The 17,160-nt window shown below is 72.3% G+C and carries 15 protein-coding genes; 13 read left to right on the forward strand and 2 right to left on the reverse strand.

Annotation, left to right across the window (positions count from 1 at the left end; genetic code table 11):
* The 12 genes from ABT129_RS27260 to ABT129_RS27315 all read left to right on the forward strand — a co-directional run bounded on the left by ABT129_RS27260 (nucleotide 1) and on the right by ABT129_RS27315 (nucleotide 12,336).
* Nucleotides 1-1,131, forward strand: coding sequence for a hypothetical protein (locus tag ABT129_RS27260; RefSeq protein WP_351906864.1), 1,131 nt, complete (start codon nucleotides 1-3; stop codon nucleotides 1,129-1,131).
* Nucleotides 1,132-1,465: 334 nt separating this feature from the next.
* A complete protein-coding gene (locus ABT129_RS27265; protein WP_351906866.1) occupies nucleotides 1,466-2,482 on the forward strand; it encodes an agmatine deiminase family protein in 1,017 nt (338 codons plus the stop codon).
* 55 nt (nucleotides 2,483-2,537) lie between these two features.
* Nucleotides 2,538-4,226, forward strand: coding sequence for an ABC transporter substrate-binding protein (locus ABT129_RS27270; protein WP_351906868.1), 1,689 nt, complete (start codon nucleotides 2,538-2,540; stop codon nucleotides 4,224-4,226).
* Nucleotides 4,223-5,182: an ABC transporter permease gene (locus ABT129_RS27275; RefSeq protein ID WP_351906870.1), complete on the forward strand. Its 960-nt coding sequence runs from the start codon at nucleotides 4,223-4,225 to the stop codon at nucleotides 5,180-5,182. Before ABT129_RS27270 ends, ABT129_RS27275 begins: the two co-directional genes overlap by 4 nt.
* Nucleotides 5,179-6,042 carry an ABC transporter permease gene (locus ABT129_RS27280; RefSeq protein WP_351906872.1) on the forward strand — a complete coding sequence of 288 codons (864 nt, stop codon included), beginning with the start codon at nucleotides 5,179-5,181 and terminating at the stop codon, nucleotides 6,040-6,042. Before ABT129_RS27275 ends, ABT129_RS27280 begins: the two co-directional genes overlap by 4 nt.
* A gap of 41 nt (nucleotides 6,043-6,083) precedes the next feature.
* Nucleotides 6,084-7,175 (forward strand): ABC transporter ATP-binding protein, encoded by a 1,092-nt coding sequence (locus ABT129_RS27285; RefSeq protein WP_351906874.1) that lies wholly within the window; start codon nucleotides 6,084-6,086, stop codon nucleotides 7,173-7,175.
* Entirely contained in the window at nucleotides 7,168-8,010 is an 843-nt protein-coding gene (locus ABT129_RS27290) for an ABC transporter ATP-binding protein (RefSeq protein ID WP_351906876.1), read from the forward strand. Before ABT129_RS27285 ends, ABT129_RS27290 begins: the two co-directional genes overlap by 8 nt.
* A complete protein-coding gene (locus ABT129_RS27295) occupies nucleotides 8,007-9,200 on the forward strand; it encodes an agmatine deiminase family protein (RefSeq protein WP_351906878.1) in 1,194 nt (397 codons plus the stop codon). The genes ABT129_RS27290 and ABT129_RS27295 overlap by 4 nt, the downstream gene beginning before the upstream one ends.
* A gap of 197 nt (nucleotides 9,201-9,397) precedes the next feature.
* Nucleotides 9,398-9,886 (forward strand): DUF1269 domain-containing protein, encoded by a 489-nt coding sequence (locus tag ABT129_RS27300; protein ID WP_351906880.1) that lies wholly within the window; start codon nucleotides 9,398-9,400, stop codon nucleotides 9,884-9,886.
* 138 nt (nucleotides 9,887-10,024) lie between these two features.
* Nucleotides 10,025-11,119, forward strand: coding sequence for a baeRF3 domain-containing protein (locus ABT129_RS27305; RefSeq protein ID WP_351906882.1), 1,095 nt, complete (start codon nucleotides 10,025-10,027; stop codon nucleotides 11,117-11,119).
* Between the two features lie 37 nt (nucleotides 11,120-11,156).
* Nucleotides 11,157-11,798 carry an FxLYD domain-containing protein gene (locus ABT129_RS27310; protein WP_351906884.1) on the forward strand — a complete coding sequence of 214 codons (642 nt, stop codon included), beginning with the start codon at nucleotides 11,157-11,159 and terminating at the stop codon, nucleotides 11,796-11,798.
* A 34-nt stretch (nucleotides 11,799-11,832) separates the two neighbouring features.
* Entirely contained in the window at nucleotides 11,833-12,336 is a 504-nt protein-coding gene (locus ABT129_RS27315; RefSeq protein WP_351906886.1) for a DUF1269 domain-containing protein, read from the forward strand.
* Nucleotides 12,337-12,488: 152 nt separating this feature from the next.
* On the opposite strand, the gene ABT129_RS27320 is transcribed toward ABT129_RS27315, so the two are convergent.
* Together ABT129_RS27320 and ABT129_RS27325 are read right to left on the reverse strand one after the other, a co-directional pair.
* Entirely contained in the window at nucleotides 12,489-13,751 is a 1,263-nt protein-coding gene (locus ABT129_RS27320; protein WP_351906888.1) for an arginine deiminase, read from the reverse strand.
* A 46-nt stretch (nucleotides 13,752-13,797) separates the two neighbouring features.
* A complete protein-coding gene (locus ABT129_RS27325) occupies nucleotides 13,798-15,258 on the reverse strand; it encodes a basic amino acid/polyamine antiporter (protein WP_351906890.1) in 1,461 nt (486 codons plus the stop codon).
* 417 nt (nucleotides 15,259-15,675) lie between these two features.
* Here ABT129_RS27325 and ABT129_RS27330 point away from each other — a divergent pair, with 417 nt between their 5' ends.
* Nucleotides 15,676-17,088, forward strand: coding sequence for a family 2B encapsulin nanocompartment shell protein (locus ABT129_RS27330; RefSeq protein WP_351906892.1), 1,413 nt, complete (start codon nucleotides 15,676-15,678; stop codon nucleotides 17,086-17,088).
* The last annotated feature ends 72 nt before the right edge of the window (nucleotides 17,089-17,160 follow it).

Here is a 17,160-nt window from a genome sequence, read left to right on the forward strand (position 1 = left end):
TTGTTCGTATTCGTGTGTGCCGAGTGCGGCGCCGAGCTGACCACCCCGTTGTCCCAGGTCGTCCTGCCGGCCCACGCCCATCAGTCGTACGGGAACGGGACACAGCTTCCGGTGCTCATGGAGTCGGGCACGTTCGCCGTGGATCCCGAGCCCTCGGGACCGCCGTGGCGGACGTGGGAGGAGATCGGTCCCGAGGAGGCCGCCGCCCGTGGTGTCTACGCGCCGGACCACCCCGTCCCGGGCGGCGCGCCCGGTGCGATCGTCCTCGCGCCCGGCGACGCCCCGGGCACCCGTCTGATCCCGGAGCACGGCGGGGGCGGCTACTGCTGCGGTCTCGGCAGGGCCGACGGCCCCAACGTGGCCTGCGTGGCGTGCCGGCTTCCCGTGGCGACCCGGATCGACGACTGCTCGCTCTGGCAGGCGCTGTGGCTGGTCCCGGACGCCGTGCGCCGCCTTCCCGTCGACGGCGCCGACGCCACGCCGCGTTCCTGGGCGCGGGTGATGGCGGAGGGGGTGAGCACGCCCCCGTTCGAGGCGATGGCCGGGTGGGGGTCGCGGACGCGGGTGGCCCACTGGACGAATCACTGGTGGTCCTGGAGCCCTCGATGGCAGGCGGCGGTCGGCCAGGCGCTCGCCCACCTGCTCGCGGCCTCGGAGGGGCGGCCGGTGACCGTCCCGGACGGCCTGGCGGGGGAGGTGTTCCGGCCCGCGCTCGACGCCCTGCTGCCCCCGGGGCCGGGGGCGCGTCGCGCGGCCCTGGCCGGTCCCGGACTGCCCGACCCGGAACCGGACGCCGACATCCTCCTGGTGCCGGCCCATCCGCAGACGGGGGAGACCTGGACCCCGCCGCCAGGCCCGGCCCGCGAGGCGTACCGGGTGCCGCTGGCGTTCGGGGTGTGGCGGGGGCTGGTCCTTCCCGAACGGGGCCGGCCCGTCCCCGCCTCCGGCGGCCTGCCCGAAGGCGTTCTCCGGGACGACTACGACCCGTCGGCGTCACGGCCCCGTCCGCCGTTCCAGGCCGACGGGCGGGCGTTCCGGCATGCCATGGTGCGCATTCCGGCCGTGCGCGGTCCGTGGCTGAGGGAGCTCATGGGGGACGGCGCGCGGTTGAGCGGAGCGGGGTTCTTCTAGGGCGCGGCCCGGGCCGGTACCGGAACATGTTCACGCACCCTTCATCTCTTGACTGATTTTTCAGTCAGTGCCACAGTGAGGCCGTCGCCGGGCTCCGCCGGTCCCGCCCGCCCCACCTCGGGCTCTCGGGTGCGGGGCGAGCAGGGGTGGCCCGTCTTCTCGCCCTCCCCGACCCTTCGCCGGGGGAGGCGCGGAAAGAGCCCCTGACGTGCGCGAGGTCGAGATGCCTCCTTGCCCCCGCCGAGCGCGACCAAGCCGGATCTCCTCGCTCAAGGCCTTGACTGAAAATTCAGTTAAGGCCACGATCCATCCCACCGATCGAAATGAGACACCGATGACCACCACGTACCGCATGCCCGCCGAATGGTCCGAGCACGAGGGCTGCCTGATGGCGTGGCCCACCCGCGCGGAGCTGTGGAACGGCGTCCTCGACGCCGTCAAGAAGGAGTACGCGGACGTCGCCCGCGCCGTCGCACGGTTCGAGCCCGTCACCATGGTCGCCCCGCCCGGCTTCGCCGCCGACGCCCGCGCCCACTGCGGCGAGGACGTCACCGTCGTGGAGCTGCCCCTGGACGACTCCTGGTTCCGCGACTCCGCGCCGCTGTTCGTCCTGGACGGCGACGGACACCGCGCCGGCGTCGACTTCCGCTTCAACGCCTGGGGCCGCAAGCACCACCCGTACGACTCCGACGACCGGGTCAGCGCCCTCATCCTGGAGCACCTCGGCGTCGACCGCATCGCCTCCGACATGATCCTGGAGGGCGGCGCGATCACCGTCGACGGCGAGGGCACCCTCATCACCACCGAGCAGTGCCTCCTCCACACCAACCGGAACCCGGACCTGACCCGCGACCGGATCGAGGCCGAGCTCAAGAGCCGGCTGGGCGTCAGCAAGGTGATCTGGCTTCCGTACGGCGGTCTCCTCGACACCGAGACCGACGGCCACGTCGACGGTGTGTGCGCCTTCGCCGCCCCCGGCAAGGTCGTCGTCTCCCTGCCCGACGACCCCGAGCACCCCGACTACGCCCGGATGCGCGCCAACCGCGCCGTCCTGGAGGCCTCGACCGACGCCCGGGGCCGCGCCCTGGAGATCGTCGACGTCCCCCAGGTCGCGTTCGCCGAGGTCGCCGGCGGCCGGGTGGAGGTCTCGTACCTGAACTTCTACCTCGCCAACGGCGGCGTCGTGGTCCCGGTGGCCGGAGTGCCGCAGGACATGGCCGCCCTGGAGGTCATCGCCGCCGCCTTCCCGGACCGCAAGGTCGTCGGCGTCCGGGCGCCGGTCATCGCGTACGGCGGGGGTGGCGTGCACTGCATCACCCAGCAGATCCCGGCGGCCCGCCCCGCCGCGTAACGCCACCGGCCGCCACCGCGTCACCCACCGCGTACGAACGAAAGAGAGCGCGACGATGAGCACCGCACCCCCACCCCGCGTCCCCCGACGCCGCCCGGGACCGCTCCGCGGCCGGTCCGTCCCCGCGACGGCCGCGCGGACCGTGCTCGCGGTCCTGTCCTCGGTCGCCGTGCTCGCGGCCTGCGCCGGTCCGCCCCGCCCCGGTACCGACGGCCCCGGGGCGTCGTTCACGCTCTCCGCCGGCACCCCGCGGCCCAAGGGCGACGTCGACTCCTTCACCTGGGCGCTGTACGCCGAGCCGCCGACGCTCGACCACACCGTCGCGTTCGACTACCCGCAGAACACGATCCTCTCCAACGTGTGCGAGAGCCTGATGCGCTGGACGCCGGGCCTCACCCTCGAACCCGGGCTCGCCGAGAAGGCGTCCAACCCCGACCCGACCACCTGGGTGTACGACCTGCGGCGCGGGGTGCGCTTCCACGACGGCCGGACCATGACCGCCGACGACGTCGTCTTCAGCCTCGGCCGCCAGCGGGACCCGGACAACGCGGCGGCGTGGGCCCAGAACTTCCAGAACGTCACCGCGGTACGGAAGACGGGCCCCCTCCAGGTCACCGTCAAGCTCAAGAAGCCCGACTCCCAGTTCCCCCAGTACATGGCGACGGCAGCCGGTGTGGTCGCCTCCAAGGCCGGGGTCACCGCCGCGGGCAAGGACTACGGCACCTCCGGCGGCCTCGCCTGCACCGGGCCGTTCTCCCTCGGCGCCTGGCAGAAGGGCCAGTCGCTCGAACTCGACCGCTTCGACCACTACTGGGGCACCCGGGCCAAGGCGGGCAAGGTCGTCTTCCGCTTCCTGACCGACCCCTCCGCCCGTACCAACGCCCTGCTCAGCGGTGAGGCCGACGGCGGCTACCTCATCCCGACCGAGAGCTACGCGCGCCTCAAGGGCAGCGGCGTCGGAACCCTCTACTTCGGCGAGGGCCTCAGCACCGTCAACGTCAACATCACCAACATGAAGGGCCCGCTCCGCGACGTCCGCGTCCGCCAGGCGCTCTCCCTCGCCCTGGACCGCTCCGGATTCGTACAGGCCGGACTCGGCGGAGCGGGCACCGTCACCAACTCCCTCACCACCCGGGCCGCCTGGGCGGGAGCCTCCCCGGAGACGCGCGAGGCCGCCTTCGCCGGCCTGCCGCCCACCGACCGGGACATCGAGAAGGCGCGCGCGCTCGTCGAGGAGGCGGGGGCCACCGGCAAGAGCCTGACCGTCGCCACCAGCTCGATCGGCCAGGACGTCTCCCTCCTCGCCACCGCCGTCCAGGCGGCGGGCAGCCGGATCGGGCTGAACATCAACCTCAAGTCCGTCGCCCCCAACGCCTTCACGGCCCTCTTCACCGACCCCGAGGCGCGCGAGGGCATCGACATGTTCCCGCTCACCTACTACCAGTCGATCACCGACCCGCTGGACCTCCTCACCAACTTCAGAACCGGCGCGTACCTCAACTTCGCGGGGTACAGCGACAAGCGGTACGACGCGCTCGTCGACCGCGCCACCGCCGCCTACGACCGGGACAGCCGGCTCCGGACCGAGACCGAGCTCCAGAAGCACGCGGCCGAACAGCTGCCGTGGATCCCGGTCGCCGAGTGGCCCACCGCTGTCTTCCTCAACAAGAGGATCACCGGCGCCCCCACGACCATCGCGTACATGTACTACCCGTGGGCCGCCGACGTCGGGGCCGCGCCGTGAACTTCCTGAGATTCGCCGTCCGGCGGGCCGCCGAGATGGCGGCCACCCTCCTCGTGGCGTCGTTCGTCGTCTTCGGCGCGATGTACCTGGCGCCCGGCAGCCCCGCGAGCTTCCTGCTCTCCGGCCGCTCGGCCTCCCCCGAGGCGCTCGCCGCCGTCAACGCCCAGTACCACCTCGACGACCCGTTCGCCGTGCGCTACCTGCGCTGGCTCGGCGACATGGTCCAGGGCGACTTCGGCCGCTCCCTCACCTACCGCACCGACGTCTCCCGGCTCCTGGCCGACCGGCTGCCCACCACCCTGCTGCTGATCACCATGGCGCTCCTCGTGGTCGTCGTCGTCGGCCTGCTGCTCGGCCGCGTCGCCGCCGTACGCGGCGGGGCCACCGACTCCGCCGTCCTCGTCGCCACCACCCTCGCCGTCGGCACCCCGTCCTTCGTCGCCGCCGTCCTGCTCCAGGGCCTCTTCGCCGTCAAGCTCGGCTGGTTCCCCAGCGGCGGCGCGGGCTCCGGATTCCTCGACCAGGTCTGGCACCTGACCCTGCCGGCGATCGCCCTCGCGCTCTACCTCATCGGCATGCTCGCCCGGGTCACCCGCTCCGCCATGCTCGAAGCGCTCGCCGGCGAACACGTCACGGTCGCCCGCAGCCGGGGCGTCCCCGAGCGGCAGGTCATCCGCCGGCACGTCCTGCGCAACTCCCTCGGGACCGTGCTCACCACCGGCGGACTGATCGTCTCCACCCTGCTGGTCTGCACGATCCTCGTCGAGACCGCCTTCAGCGTCGGCGGCATCGGCCAGCTCCTCGAACTCTCCACCACCACCAAGGACTTCCCGACCGTCCAGGCCATCTCCCTCATCATCGTGGCCCTGTTCATGGCGGTGAACCTGGTCGTCGACCTGCTGCTGCCGGTCGTCGATCCCCGGATCACCCTCGGCACCCGGGGGGCGAGCGCATGACCACCGTGCTCACCCGGCGCCCCGGACTCGCGAAGCTCCGCGCCCCCGGCTCCGGCCGCTCCCCGCTCCACCTCGTCTGCCTGGGACTCGTCGGACTCGTCGTCGCCGCCGCGCTCCTCGCGCCCTGGCTCGCCCCCCACGACCCCAACGCCGTCGACCTCGGCGGCGCGCTCGCCGGACCCTCCGCCGAGCACCCGTTCGGCGTCGACGCCGCCGGCCGCGACACCCTTTCGCGGATCCTCCTCGGCGCCCGCACCTCCCTGCTCGGCCCGCTGGGCGTCGTCGTCTTCTCCACCCTCGCCGGGGTCGCCATCGGCACCGCCGCGGCCTGGCGCGGAGGCTGGCTCGACTCCCTGCTCTCCCGCGCCACCGAACTCGTCTTCGCCTTCCCCGGGATGCTCCTCGCGGTCCTCGTCATCTCCGTGTACGGCGAGGGGCTGCTCGCCCCCGTCGTCGCGCTCGGCCTGGCCTACCTGCCGTACGTCAGCCGGCTCACCCGCTCCCTCGTCCTGGCCGAACGCGCCCGCCCCTACGTCAGCGCCTACCAGGTCCAGGGGCACTCGGCGCTCCAGATCTGTCTGCGCCACATCCTCCCCAACATCGCCCCCGTCGTCCTCGCCCAGTCCACGATCAACTTCGGCTACGCCCTCATGGACCTGGCCGGCCTGTCCTTCCTCGGCCTCGGCGTTCCGCCGCTCACACCGGACTGGGGCCGCATGGTCTTCGACGGTCAGACCGCCGTCCAGCACGGCTACCCGCTCTCCGCGATCCTGCCGTGCCTCTTCGTCGTCCTCACCGTCGTCGCGTTCAACGTGGTCGGCGAGCGCTGGGCCGACCGCGTCGCAAGGAGGGACGGATGACCCCGCGACCGATGACACGACGACCCCTCACCCGATGGGCCATGAACGGACCGACCACCCCGCCCGACACCGGACCGGCCACCGTCCCCGGCACGGGACCGACCACCGCGCCCGGCACCGGGGCGGCCACCTCGCCCGACGATCCGCCGGCCACCACGCTCGACGTCCGGGGTCTGCGGATCACCCTCCCGGGGACCGCCCGGCCCGTCCTCGACGGGATCGACCTCACCGTCGGCCGCGGCGAGACCGTCGCCCTCGTCGGGGAGTCGGGCTCCGGGAAGACCCTCACCTCACGCAGCGCCCTCGGCCTGCTGCCCCCCGGCGCCGCCACCGGGGGAACCGTCCTGGTGGAGGGGCACGACGTCCTGGCCATGGGCACGGACCGGCTGCGCGCCCTGCGCGCGGAGACCGTCGCCATGATCTTCCAGGACCCGCGCGCCGCCCTCAATCCGCTGCGGCGCATCGGCGACTTCCTCACCGAGGGCGTCCGCTCGGCCGGGACCGCGGACCGGGCCGGGGCCACCGCGCGCGCCGTCGAGCTCCTGGAGGCCGTCGGCCTGGACGCCACCGCCCTGGAGAAGTACCCGAGCCAGGTGTCCGGCGGCATGCTCCAGCGCGTCATGATCGCCGCCGCGCTCATGGGCGACCCCGCCCTCCTCCTCGCCGACGAACCCACCACCGCCCTCGACGTCACCACCCAGGCGGAGGTGATCGCCCTCCTCGCCCGGCTGCGGAAACACTTCGGCACCGGACTGCTCTTCGTCACCCACGACCTCGACCTGGCGGCGGCGATCAGCGACCGCGTGTACGTCATGTACGCCGGCCGGATCGCCGAGACCGGCCCCGCCGAGGCCCTCTTCGCGCGCCCACGCCATCCGTACACCGCGGCCCTGCTCGCCTCCACGCCACGGCTCACCACCCCCGGCGGCCGGCTCGCCGCCATCCCCGGACAGCCGCCGGACCTGCGCACCCCCCTCACGGGCTGCGCGTTCGCCGCCCGCTGCCCGCTCGCCACCGAGGTGTGCGACGAGCGGGCCCCCGAGCCCCGCCCGGTCTCCGGGGGAGCGGTGCACCTCGCCGCCTGTCACCACAGCGAGCGGGTCACCGCCGAAGGGAGCGCCGTCGATGTCTGAGCCCCTGCTGCGGGCCGTGGACCTGCGGCGCAGCTTCGGAACCGTGCACGCCGTGGACGGGGTGTCCTTCACCCTCCCCGAGGGGGGTTCGCTCGGCATCGTCGGCGGCTCCGGCTCGGGCAAGACCACCACCGCCCGCATCGTCGTCGGTCTGGAACGCGCGGACGCCGGTGAGGTACGGGTACGGGACCGGGTCCGGCCCGCCCGAGCGCGCGGCAGGGCGGAGCGCCTGGCCAGGGCCCGCGAGGTGCAGATGGTCTTCCAGGACCCCTATCTCTCCCTCGACCCCAGGACCGGCGTCGACCAGGTCCTGCGCGAGACCCTCCGCCTGCACTTCCCCGACCGCGACCCCGAGCCCCGCATCCGCGAACTCCTGGACCAGGTGGGCCTCGGCAGCCGGGCCGCCGAGGCCCTGCCCCGACAGCTCTCCGGCGGGCAGCGCCAGCGCGTCGCCATCGCCCGCGCCCTCGCCGTCGAACCGGCCGTCCTCGTCCTCGACGAGGCCGTCGCCGCCCTCGACGTGTCCGTCCAGGCCCAGATCCTCAACCTGCTCGCCGACATCCGCGAGCAGACCCCGATCGGCTACCTCTTCATCACCCACGACCTCGGCGTGGTCCGGTGCGTCACCGACGAGGTCCTCGTCATGCGCCACGGCAGCGTCGTCGAGGCCGGCGCCACCGCCGAGGTGCTCGCCGCGCCGCAGCACCCGTACACCCGGCTGCTCCTGGAGTCCGTCCCGCACCCCGGCTGGAACCCGGACCGGATCGCGGCGGCCCGGCAGGAGCTCACGTCCCCTCTCGCACAGCCCACCCCAGCACACAGGAGGCAGAAGTGAACCGACCTGAGGCGAACCGGACCGAGGAGAACGCGTCCGAGGAGAACGCGACCGAGGCGGGCCGCCACGCGCGGCGGGGCCTGAACCGACGGGGCTTCCTCGTCGCGGCCGGAGTGACCGCGGCGGGCGCGGCCCTCGCGAGCACCACGACGGAGAACCGCGCCCGGGCCGCCACGGCCGCCGGCCCGTTCCGGGTCCCGGTCGAGGACGTCCGGCACACCCGCACCTGGATGTGCTGGCCGGACAGCACGTCGATCTGGGGCAACAAGCTGAGCGGCGTCCAGGCGGACATCGCGCTGATCGCCCGGACGATCGCGAAGTACGAGCCCGTCGTGATGTGCGCCAACTCCGGGAGCGCCGCCAAGGCCCGCCAGCTCTGCGGCTCCACGGTCACCGTCATCAGCTCCATCCCCGTCGACGACTGCTGGACGCGCGACACCGGTCCCGTCTTCCGGGTCGACGGGACCGGCGGCCTGGACGCCGTCGGCCTCAACTTCAACGGCTGGGGCAACAAGCAGGCGCACGCCAAGGACGCCCTCGTCGCCGGGCGGATCGCCTCCTACGTCGGCGTGCCGATCACCTACGCGGGCCTGGTGGGCGAGGGCGGCGCCATCGAGCAGGACGGCGCCGGCACCCTGATGGCCACCCGCAGCAGCCTCGTGAACCGCAACCGCAACCCCGGGATGTCGGAGCGCCAGCTGGAGTCGGCCATGTGCGCGGCGTACGGCGCCTCCAAGGTCATCTGGTTCGACGGCGTCAAGGGCCAGGACATCACCGACGACCACGTCGACGCCACGTCCCGCTTCCTCTCCCCGGGCGAGGCGCTCGTCCAGATGCCCCTCGCCTCCGAGAACGACGCCTACGCCCGCGACGCGCGCCAGCAGTTCAGCATCCTGTCCGCGTCCACCACGGCCCAGGGCGTCCCGATGGACACCATGCGCCTCCAGGGTCCGGACTACTACAAGATCCGCTCCACCAGCGAGGGCTTCCTCGCCTCGTACGCCAACTTCTACCTCTGCAACGGCGCCGTGATCAGCGCCCACTTCGGTGACACCCGGGCGGACCAGGCCGCCCGGGCCACCCTGGCCCGGCTCTACCCCGACCGCGTGATCGAGCAGCTGAACATCGACCGCCTCGGCACGGGCGGCGGCGGCATCCACTGCGTCACCCAGCAGCAGCCGGTCGCGTAGCGGACCGGCGCCACCGCTCGGACCCGAGCCCCGTCACACGGCACCGCCGTGCGGCGGGGCTCCCCCGTGTGGCGGGACACCGAGTCGCGTACCACCTGGTATCGGGACAAGATGGCACTTCGTGATCCCGGAGAGGCTGTCCGAGCCTCTCCGTCGGAAGGGAGACCCCGAGGATTCCCTTCTCCGAGGAGGCGGGAATGTCTGAGCTCATCGTCATCGGATACGACGACCCCGAGGTCGCCGAGCAGGCCTTCGCCACGGTCCAGGACCTGCAACGGGACTACGTCGTGCACCTCAACGGGCTCGCGATCGTCGCCGTGGACACCGAAGGCCGGACCCACGTCGACACCAGCAGCCGCATCGTCGGCGTCTCCGCCGCCTCCGGCGCCCTCTGGGGCGCGATCTTCGGCATCCTCTTCCTGCTGCCCGGCGTCGGACTCCTGACCGGAGCGGCCCTCGGCGGCCTCGTCGGCAAGCTCAGCAAGTCGGGCGTCGACGACCGCTTCCGCCAACAGGTGGACGAACTCCTCAAGCCCGGCTCGGCCGCCGTCGTGATCATGGCGTCGAAGATCACGGACGACAAGTTCACGGTGGCCATGCGGCCGCACGGCGGCACCGTCCTCAAGACCTCGCTCAGCGACGAGGACGAGAAGGAACTGGCCGACCAGCTCGCGGGCCCCCAGTAGGGCCCCCGCCCCCGCACCGGACACCGGTGGCAGCGGCGGACGGAGAACCGCAGATCCCGCCGCACCGCAGAGAACCGCGGAACCGGCAGTACCGCCGAGAACCGCAGAACCGCAGGAATTCGTCAGGAAGGCTCTCCCATGGACCCCGCGCTCAGCAGTGACGTGCTCGCGAAGCTGCGACAGCCCCGCCCGTACCCCGCCCTGTCGCTCGTGATGCCGACGCACCGCCGCGAGCCGGAGAACGCCCAGGACCCCGTACGCCTCCGCAACCTCGTGGCGGCCGCGGAGAAGGCGATCCAGGACGACCCGGCGGTGACCCGCGAGCGCCGGGACGACGTCCTCGACCAGCTGCGCCGAGCGGTGGCCGAGATCGACCTCTCGCACGCCGAGGAAGGCCTCGTGATCTTCGTCGCGCCGGGGGAGCACTACGTGTGGACGGTGGCCAGGACCGTCCCGGAACGCGTCGTCGTCGCCGACACCTTCCTCACCCGGAACCTGGTCGCCGCCCAGGCCGCCGAACAGCCCTCGTGGACGCTCGCGGTCGCCGCGGACCGGGTCTCGCTCTGGAGCGGCAGCCCCGAACAGGTCACCGAGCACACCGAGGACGGCTTCCCGCTCACCCGCAGCCTCGAAGACCCGGACGCGGAGCGCAAGGAGCGGGTCGGAGACCTGCCCAGCACCTTCCAGGACGAGGCCACCCGCCAGTTCCTGCGCGAGGCGCACACGGCACTGCGCGCCGTACTCGCCTCCGAGCCGCGCCCCCTGTACGTGATCGGCGAGCCGGCCGCCCTCGCGCTCCTGGAGGACACCGGGCCGCTCCAGCCGGGCACCACGCCGATCCACCGCGGCGGACTGGCCCGCGGGCCCGCCGCGGCGGTCAAGGAGGCCGTCGAGCCGGCCCGTGCCGCGCGTGAGGCCGCCGCGTCGACCACCGTCGTCGCCGAGCTGGACGCGGCGCGGGGCCGCCGCGAGTTCGCCGGCGGCATCGACGAGGTGTGGCAGGCCGTGAAGGAGGGCCGGATGCGGCTGCTCGCCGTCGAGGACCACTACCGGACCGTCGTACGGGACGAGGGCGGCCATCTGGAACCGGCCGAGCCCGCCGAGCCCGAGGCGCGGGACGACATGGTCGACGAGATCGTCGAGCGGGCCCTCGACACCGGAGCCGAGGTCCAGTTCGTGCGCGACGACACCCTGCTCGACATGGACCGCATCGCCGGCGTCCTGCGCTACTGACCCCGCACGCAGCACGGAACGAGAAGAGGACGATCCTGTGAACCCCACATCGGCGCGGGCGAGACGCTCGGTCCGCGCGCGGGCGGCGAGCGCGGCCGCGGCCGTCGTCGTGACGGCCCTCGGCGCCACCGGCCTGGTGGCCTGCGACGGCGGCGGCGCCGACACCAGCAGCCCCACGTTCAGCGAACGCCCCACGGCCCCCGACACGGACGACTTCTCGGGCGAACCGCCCTCCCCCCTCGCCTCGGCGGCCTCCGAGGCGGTCGAGTCCGCGCGGGCTTCCGCCTCCTCGGCCGCGGCGTCCGCCTCCGAGCGGGAGGCCTCGCGCAAGGCGTCCATCGGCTCGGAGGTCGAGCGCTCGCGTCAGCAGGCGGAGGACGAGCTGGAGGACGTGCAGGCCCCGGGCAACGCGCGGAGCGAGGTCGCGATGACCGGCAAGCCCCGGGCGGAGACCGGCGGCGTGCTGACCGTCGTCCTGAACATCACCAACAGGACGGACGAAGAGGCCTCCTACGCCGTCCAGGTCGACTTCCTGGACTCCTCGGGCAAGGTCGTCGAGACACAGTTCGTCGGGGTCGAGGACCTCGCACCGGGCGGGCGCGCCCAGCCGCTGGTGATCAGCCGACAGCCTCCCGAGCCGGTGCTGACCCCGAAGCTCGTCAAGGCGGAGCGGTACTGAATCCGGCTGCCGTACCCCACAGGAGGAGAGGCGCATGTCCGAACTCATCGTGCTCGGCTACGAGGATCGCGCCGTCGCCGAGCGGGCCTTCGCCGAGGTCCGGAAGCTGGAGAGCCGTCAGGTGGTCGAACTGACCGGCGTCGCCGTGGTCTCGGTGGACGCGGACGGCGAGACCCATGTGGACACGCCGGCCAGGCGGGAGGGGCAGATCGCCCTCTCGGCCACGGCCGGCGCCCTGTGGGGCATGGTCTTCGGCCTCGTCATCCTCACGCCGGCGATCGGAGTGGTCGGCGCCGCCGTCGGCGGCCTCATCGGCAAGCTCAACCAGATGGGCGTCGACAACACCTTCCGCGACAAGGTCCGCTCGCTGCTCGCCCCCGGTTCGGCCGCCGTCGTGGTGATGGCGTCGAGGATCGCCGAGGGCGAGTTCGCGGCGGCCATGGAGAAGTTCGGCGGCACCGTGCTCAAGACCTCGCTCTCCGAGGAGGGCGAGCGGGAGCTCGCCGAGCAGCTGGCCGGCACGGCCCCGACGGCCTGACCCGGCTTCCGGAGCCGAGGTCCGGCCCGGCCCGCTCCGGCGCCCGGTCCCGACCGACGCCCGGGGCGGACCGGGAGCGCGCCGAACCGGCCATCCCTCCACGGGGGAGGGATGGCCGGTTCCGTGGCGCGGAGGCGTGCGCGGGGCGAGGGTCAGAACTCGACCGCGTCGCGGATCAGCGGACAGGTCATGCAGTGGCCGCCGCCCCGGCCCCGGCCCAGTTCGGCGCCGACGATGGTGATGACCTCGACCCCCGCCTTGCGCAGCAGCGTGTTGGTCTGGGTGTTCCGGTCGTAGGTGAAGACGACACCGGGTTCGAGCGCGACGGCGTTGTTGCCGCTGTCCCACTGCTGCCGCTCGGAGGCGTACACGTCGCCGCCGGTCTCGATCACGCGGAGCCGCGGCAGGCCGAGGCTCTCGGCGACGACGTCCACGAACGGGGTGGCGCCCTCGTCGGTGATCTCGACCCCGGGGGCGCCGTCCCCGGGCCGCAGCGAGAAGGTGTGGACCGAGTCCATGATCTTCGGGTAGAGCGTCACGATGTCGCGGTCGGCGAAGGTGAAGACGGTGTCGAGGTGCATGGCCGAGCGCAGCTTCGGCATGCCGGCCACGACGACGCGCTCGGCGGCGCCGTTCCTGAAGAGCGAGGCGGCGACCTGGGTGATCGCCTGCCGGGAGGTCCGCTCGCTCATGCCCATGAGGACCACGCCGTTGCCGACGGGCATGATGTCGCCGCCCTCGAAGGTGGCCTGGCCCCAGTCCTCCTCGGGATCGCCCCACCAGACGGTGGCGGCACGGTAGTCGGGGTGGAAGGTGTAGATCGCCTTCATGAGGAGGGTCTCGCCGTGCCGGGCGGGCCAGTACAACGGGTTCAGGGTCACGCCGCCGTACAGCCAGCAGGTGGTGTCGCGGGTGTAGAGCGTGTTCGGCAGCGGCGGCATCAGGTACTCGCGCGCACCGGTGGCCTCGCGGGCGAGGGCGACGTACCCGGACCGGAACGCGTCGGGCAGGTCCGCCGTGGACAGGCCGCCGATGAGGAACTCGGCCAGTTCACGCGGCGGGAGGCCGTCGAGGAAGGCCCGGGTGTCGTCGATGAGCCCGAGGCCGACCTCGTTCGCCGTGATCTTCCGGTCGAGGAGCCAGGCCCGTGCCGCGGGGATCGCCATCGTCTCGGCGAGCAGGTCGTGCAGTTCCACGACCTCGACCCCGCGCTGGGTCAGCTTGTTGACGAAGTCGGCGTGGTCGCGCTGCGCGTTCTCCACCCACATCACGTCGTCGAAGAGCAGGTCGTCCGAGTTGGTCGGGGTCAGCCGGCGGTGCGCGAGCCCCGGGGAGCAGACAAGGACCTTGCGGAGCCTTCCGACCTCGGAGTACACGCCGAGCGCGGGCGTGGCGGAAGCGTCGTTGCTGGTCATGCGGGGCCTTTCGGTGCGGATGGGGGAGGGAGGCGGGGAGAGGTGCTCAGAGGCTGATCCAGCCGGCCGCGAGAGCCGTGATCCCCAGCACGGCGCCGACGATCGAGACGGCGAGGATCACCAGTTCGCGCGGGGAGAAGAGCCGACGGCCCTGTTCACGCCTGGCCTTGACGAAGAGGAAGGTCGCGGGCGCGTAGAGGATGAAGGAGACCAGGACGAACTTGAGCCCGGCCGCGTACAGCAGGAACGCCGTGTAGACCGTGGCGAGGATGCCCACGACCAGCTCCCGCCGGGTGCTCGGGCCCGCCACCTTCTCCTGCGCGGGCCGCAGGGCGATCTTCACCGCGAACGCGGCGGCGAGCAGGAACGGGATCAGGCTGAGCGCGCTGGTCAGGTCGAGGGCGAAGTTGAACGCGTCGTCGGAGAAGGCCGTGATGACCAGGACGACCTGGCTGAGGGCCGTCGTCATGAGCAGGGCCGGGACGGGGACGTCGTCGCCGGTGGAGCGCCCGAGGAAGCGCGGCATGTCCTCGTCCTTGGCCGCCACGAAGAGCACCTCGGCGGCCATCAGGGTCCAGGCGAGGTACGCGCCGAGGACGGAGACGATGAGGCCGACGCTGACGAAGACCTGGCCCCAGGTGCCGACGGCGGCCTCCAGGACCCCCGCCATCGAGGGCTGGCGGAGTTCGGCGATCTCGCTCATCGGCATGATCCCGTACGACACGATGGTCACGGAGGCGAAGACGGCGAAGACGCTGAGGAAGCCCAGGATCGTCGCCCGGCCCACGTCCTCACGGCGCTTGGCGTGCCGCGAGTACACGCTGGCGCCCTCGACGCCGAGGAAGACGAAGACGGTGGCGAGCATGGTGCCGCGGACCTGGTTGAAGAGCGAGCCGGCGTAGTCGGCGCCGCCGAAGTTGTCGGCGAAGACGGACGCGTCGAAGTAGAACAGGGCCAGGATGACGAAGACGATGATGGGGACGACCTTGGCCACGGTGACGATCCGGTTGATCGCCGCGGCCTCCTTCACTCCGCGCCTGATCAGCAGGAAGAACGCCCACAGTCCGGCCGAGGACAGGACGATCGAGAGCGCGGTGTCGCCGTCGCCGAGCGCCGGGGCGATCGCGCCGATCGTCGACATGATGAGCACCCAGTACGTCACGTTGCCGACGCAGGCGCTCGCCCAGTAGCCGAAGGCGGAGAAGAAGCCCAGGTATTCGCCGAAACCGGCCTTCGCGTACGCGTAGACCCCCGCGTCCAGGTCAGGGCGGCGTACCGCGAGCGTCTGGAAGACGAACGCGAGCATCAGCATGCCGAAGCCGGCGATCGCCCAGGCGATGAGCGCGCCCGCGACCCCCGTCTCCTGGGCGAACCTCCGGGGCAGCGAGAACACGCCGGCGCCCACCATGGACCCGACGACCATCGCGGTCAGCGTGACGAGTGTCAGTTTGGCCGCCGGGGGAGAGCCGGATGTGGCGGCGTCCGCACGGGCATCAGCGTTCGGCATTGACCTACCTCGAAGGCGACTGGGGGGATCCTCGGTCGGCCGAATCTAGCCTGAATGTTGCGGTTTGTCCCTTTAAGTGGCAGGTGCCCCCCGCGTGTGCTTCCCGTCCGTGCCGTCCGCGTGGGTCCCGGGGCGCCGCCCACCCACGGGCTCTCGGCCAGGGCGTCCGAATACCGTCCTTCACCTGGTTAAACCTCGCGGGAAGCAAGATCGCCGTTTCGAGGTAATGCGATCGCTCCGACCGGGCGAACGGGGTGGACCGGCCGTTACTGTTCCCCAGGATCTGGACGGATTCCCAGAGGTTCACCCCCTTTCTCGTCTTTCTCTTCGTCTCCCCTTTTTCTCCTCTTTCTCCTCTTCATCGACCCGCGCACCCGTGTGCCGGGCGCCACCCCCCTGCGAAGGAGAGCCCGCCCCATGACCGTCGACACCGGCCCGGACGTACAGTCGGCCGCGCCGAAGCAGTCCAGCCTCAGCACCGCGGCTGCCCGGAACCTCGCCACCACGACCAAGTCCGCCCCGCAGATGCAGGAGATCAGCTCCCGCTGGCTGCTGCGGATGCTCCCCTGGGTCGAGACCAAGGGCGGCGCCTACCGGGTGAACCGCCGGCTGAGCTACACCGTCGGCGACGGGCGTATCGAGTTCGTCCAGGACGGCGCCCGCGTCCGGGTCATCCCCCGGGAGCTCGGCGAACTCGCCCTGCTGCGCGGCTTCGAGGACGAGGAGGTGCTCGACGCGCTGGCCGGCCGGTGCGTCCAGCGCGACTTCGGCGCCGGCGAGGTGCTGGTCGTGCGCGGCGCCCCCGCGGACGGGATCCACCTCATCGCCCACGGCCGGATCAACCAGACCTCCCTCGGCAAGTACGGCGACGAGGTGGCCGTGTCCGTCCTCGCCGACGGCGACCGGTTCGGTGAGAACGCCCTTCTGGACGCCGACGCCCGATGGGACCACACCGCCACCGCCGAGACCTCCGGCACGCTGCTCACCCTCTCCCGCGCCGAGTTCGCCGCCGTACTGGCCTCGGCGCCGGGCCTCCAGGCCCACCTCCAGGACTTCAGCTCGCTCCCCCTCCAACGGCAGAACCGTCACGGCGAGGCCGAGATCGCGATGTCGGCCGGTCACACGGGCGAGGTCGCGCTGCCGGGCGCCTTCGTCGACTACGAGCTCAAGCCGCGCGAGTACGAACTCTCCGTCGCCCAGACCGTCCTGAAGGTCCACACCAGGGTCGCCGACCTCTACAACGGGCCGATGAACCAGACGGAGGAGCAGCTCAGGCTCACCATCGAGGCGCTGCGCGAGCGCCAGGAGCACGAGCTCATCAACAACCGGGAGTTCGGCCTGCTCCACAACGCCGACTTCAAGCAGCGGATCCAGCCCCACGCGGGCCCGCCCACCCCGGACGACCTCGACGAGCTGCTCTGTCGCCGCCGCGGCACCAAGCTCTTCCTCGCCCACCCCAGGACGATCGCGGCGATCGGGCGCGAGTGGAACGCCCGCGGGCTCTACCCGGACACCGTCGCCCTCGAAGGCCAGCAGGTCCTGGGCTGGCGCGGCGTCCCCATCCTGCCGTGCAACAAGATCCCCATCAACGAGGACAACACCAGCTCGATCCTCGCGATGCGCCTCGGCGAGGACAACCAGGGCGTCATCGGCCTGCGCCAGACCGGCCTGCCGGAGGAGTACGAGCCCGGCCTGTCGGTGCGGTTCATGGGCATCGGCGAGCAGGCGATCATGTCGTACCTCGTCACCACCTACTACTCCGCCGCCATCCTCGTGCCGAACGCGCTGGGCGTGCTCGAGAACGTGCAGATCGCCCGCAGGCGCGACTAGGGCCTGTCCTTCGGATCGGGCCGGGCTCGCGGGGCCCGGCACGCACGCTCGCCGCGTTGTCGTCGGTCGCCG

The organism is Streptomyces sp. NPDC002057 (genome assembly GCF_040296665.1).
In the GTDB taxonomy this organism is placed as follows: Bacteria; Actinomycetota; Actinomycetes; order Streptomycetales; family Streptomycetaceae; genus Streptomyces.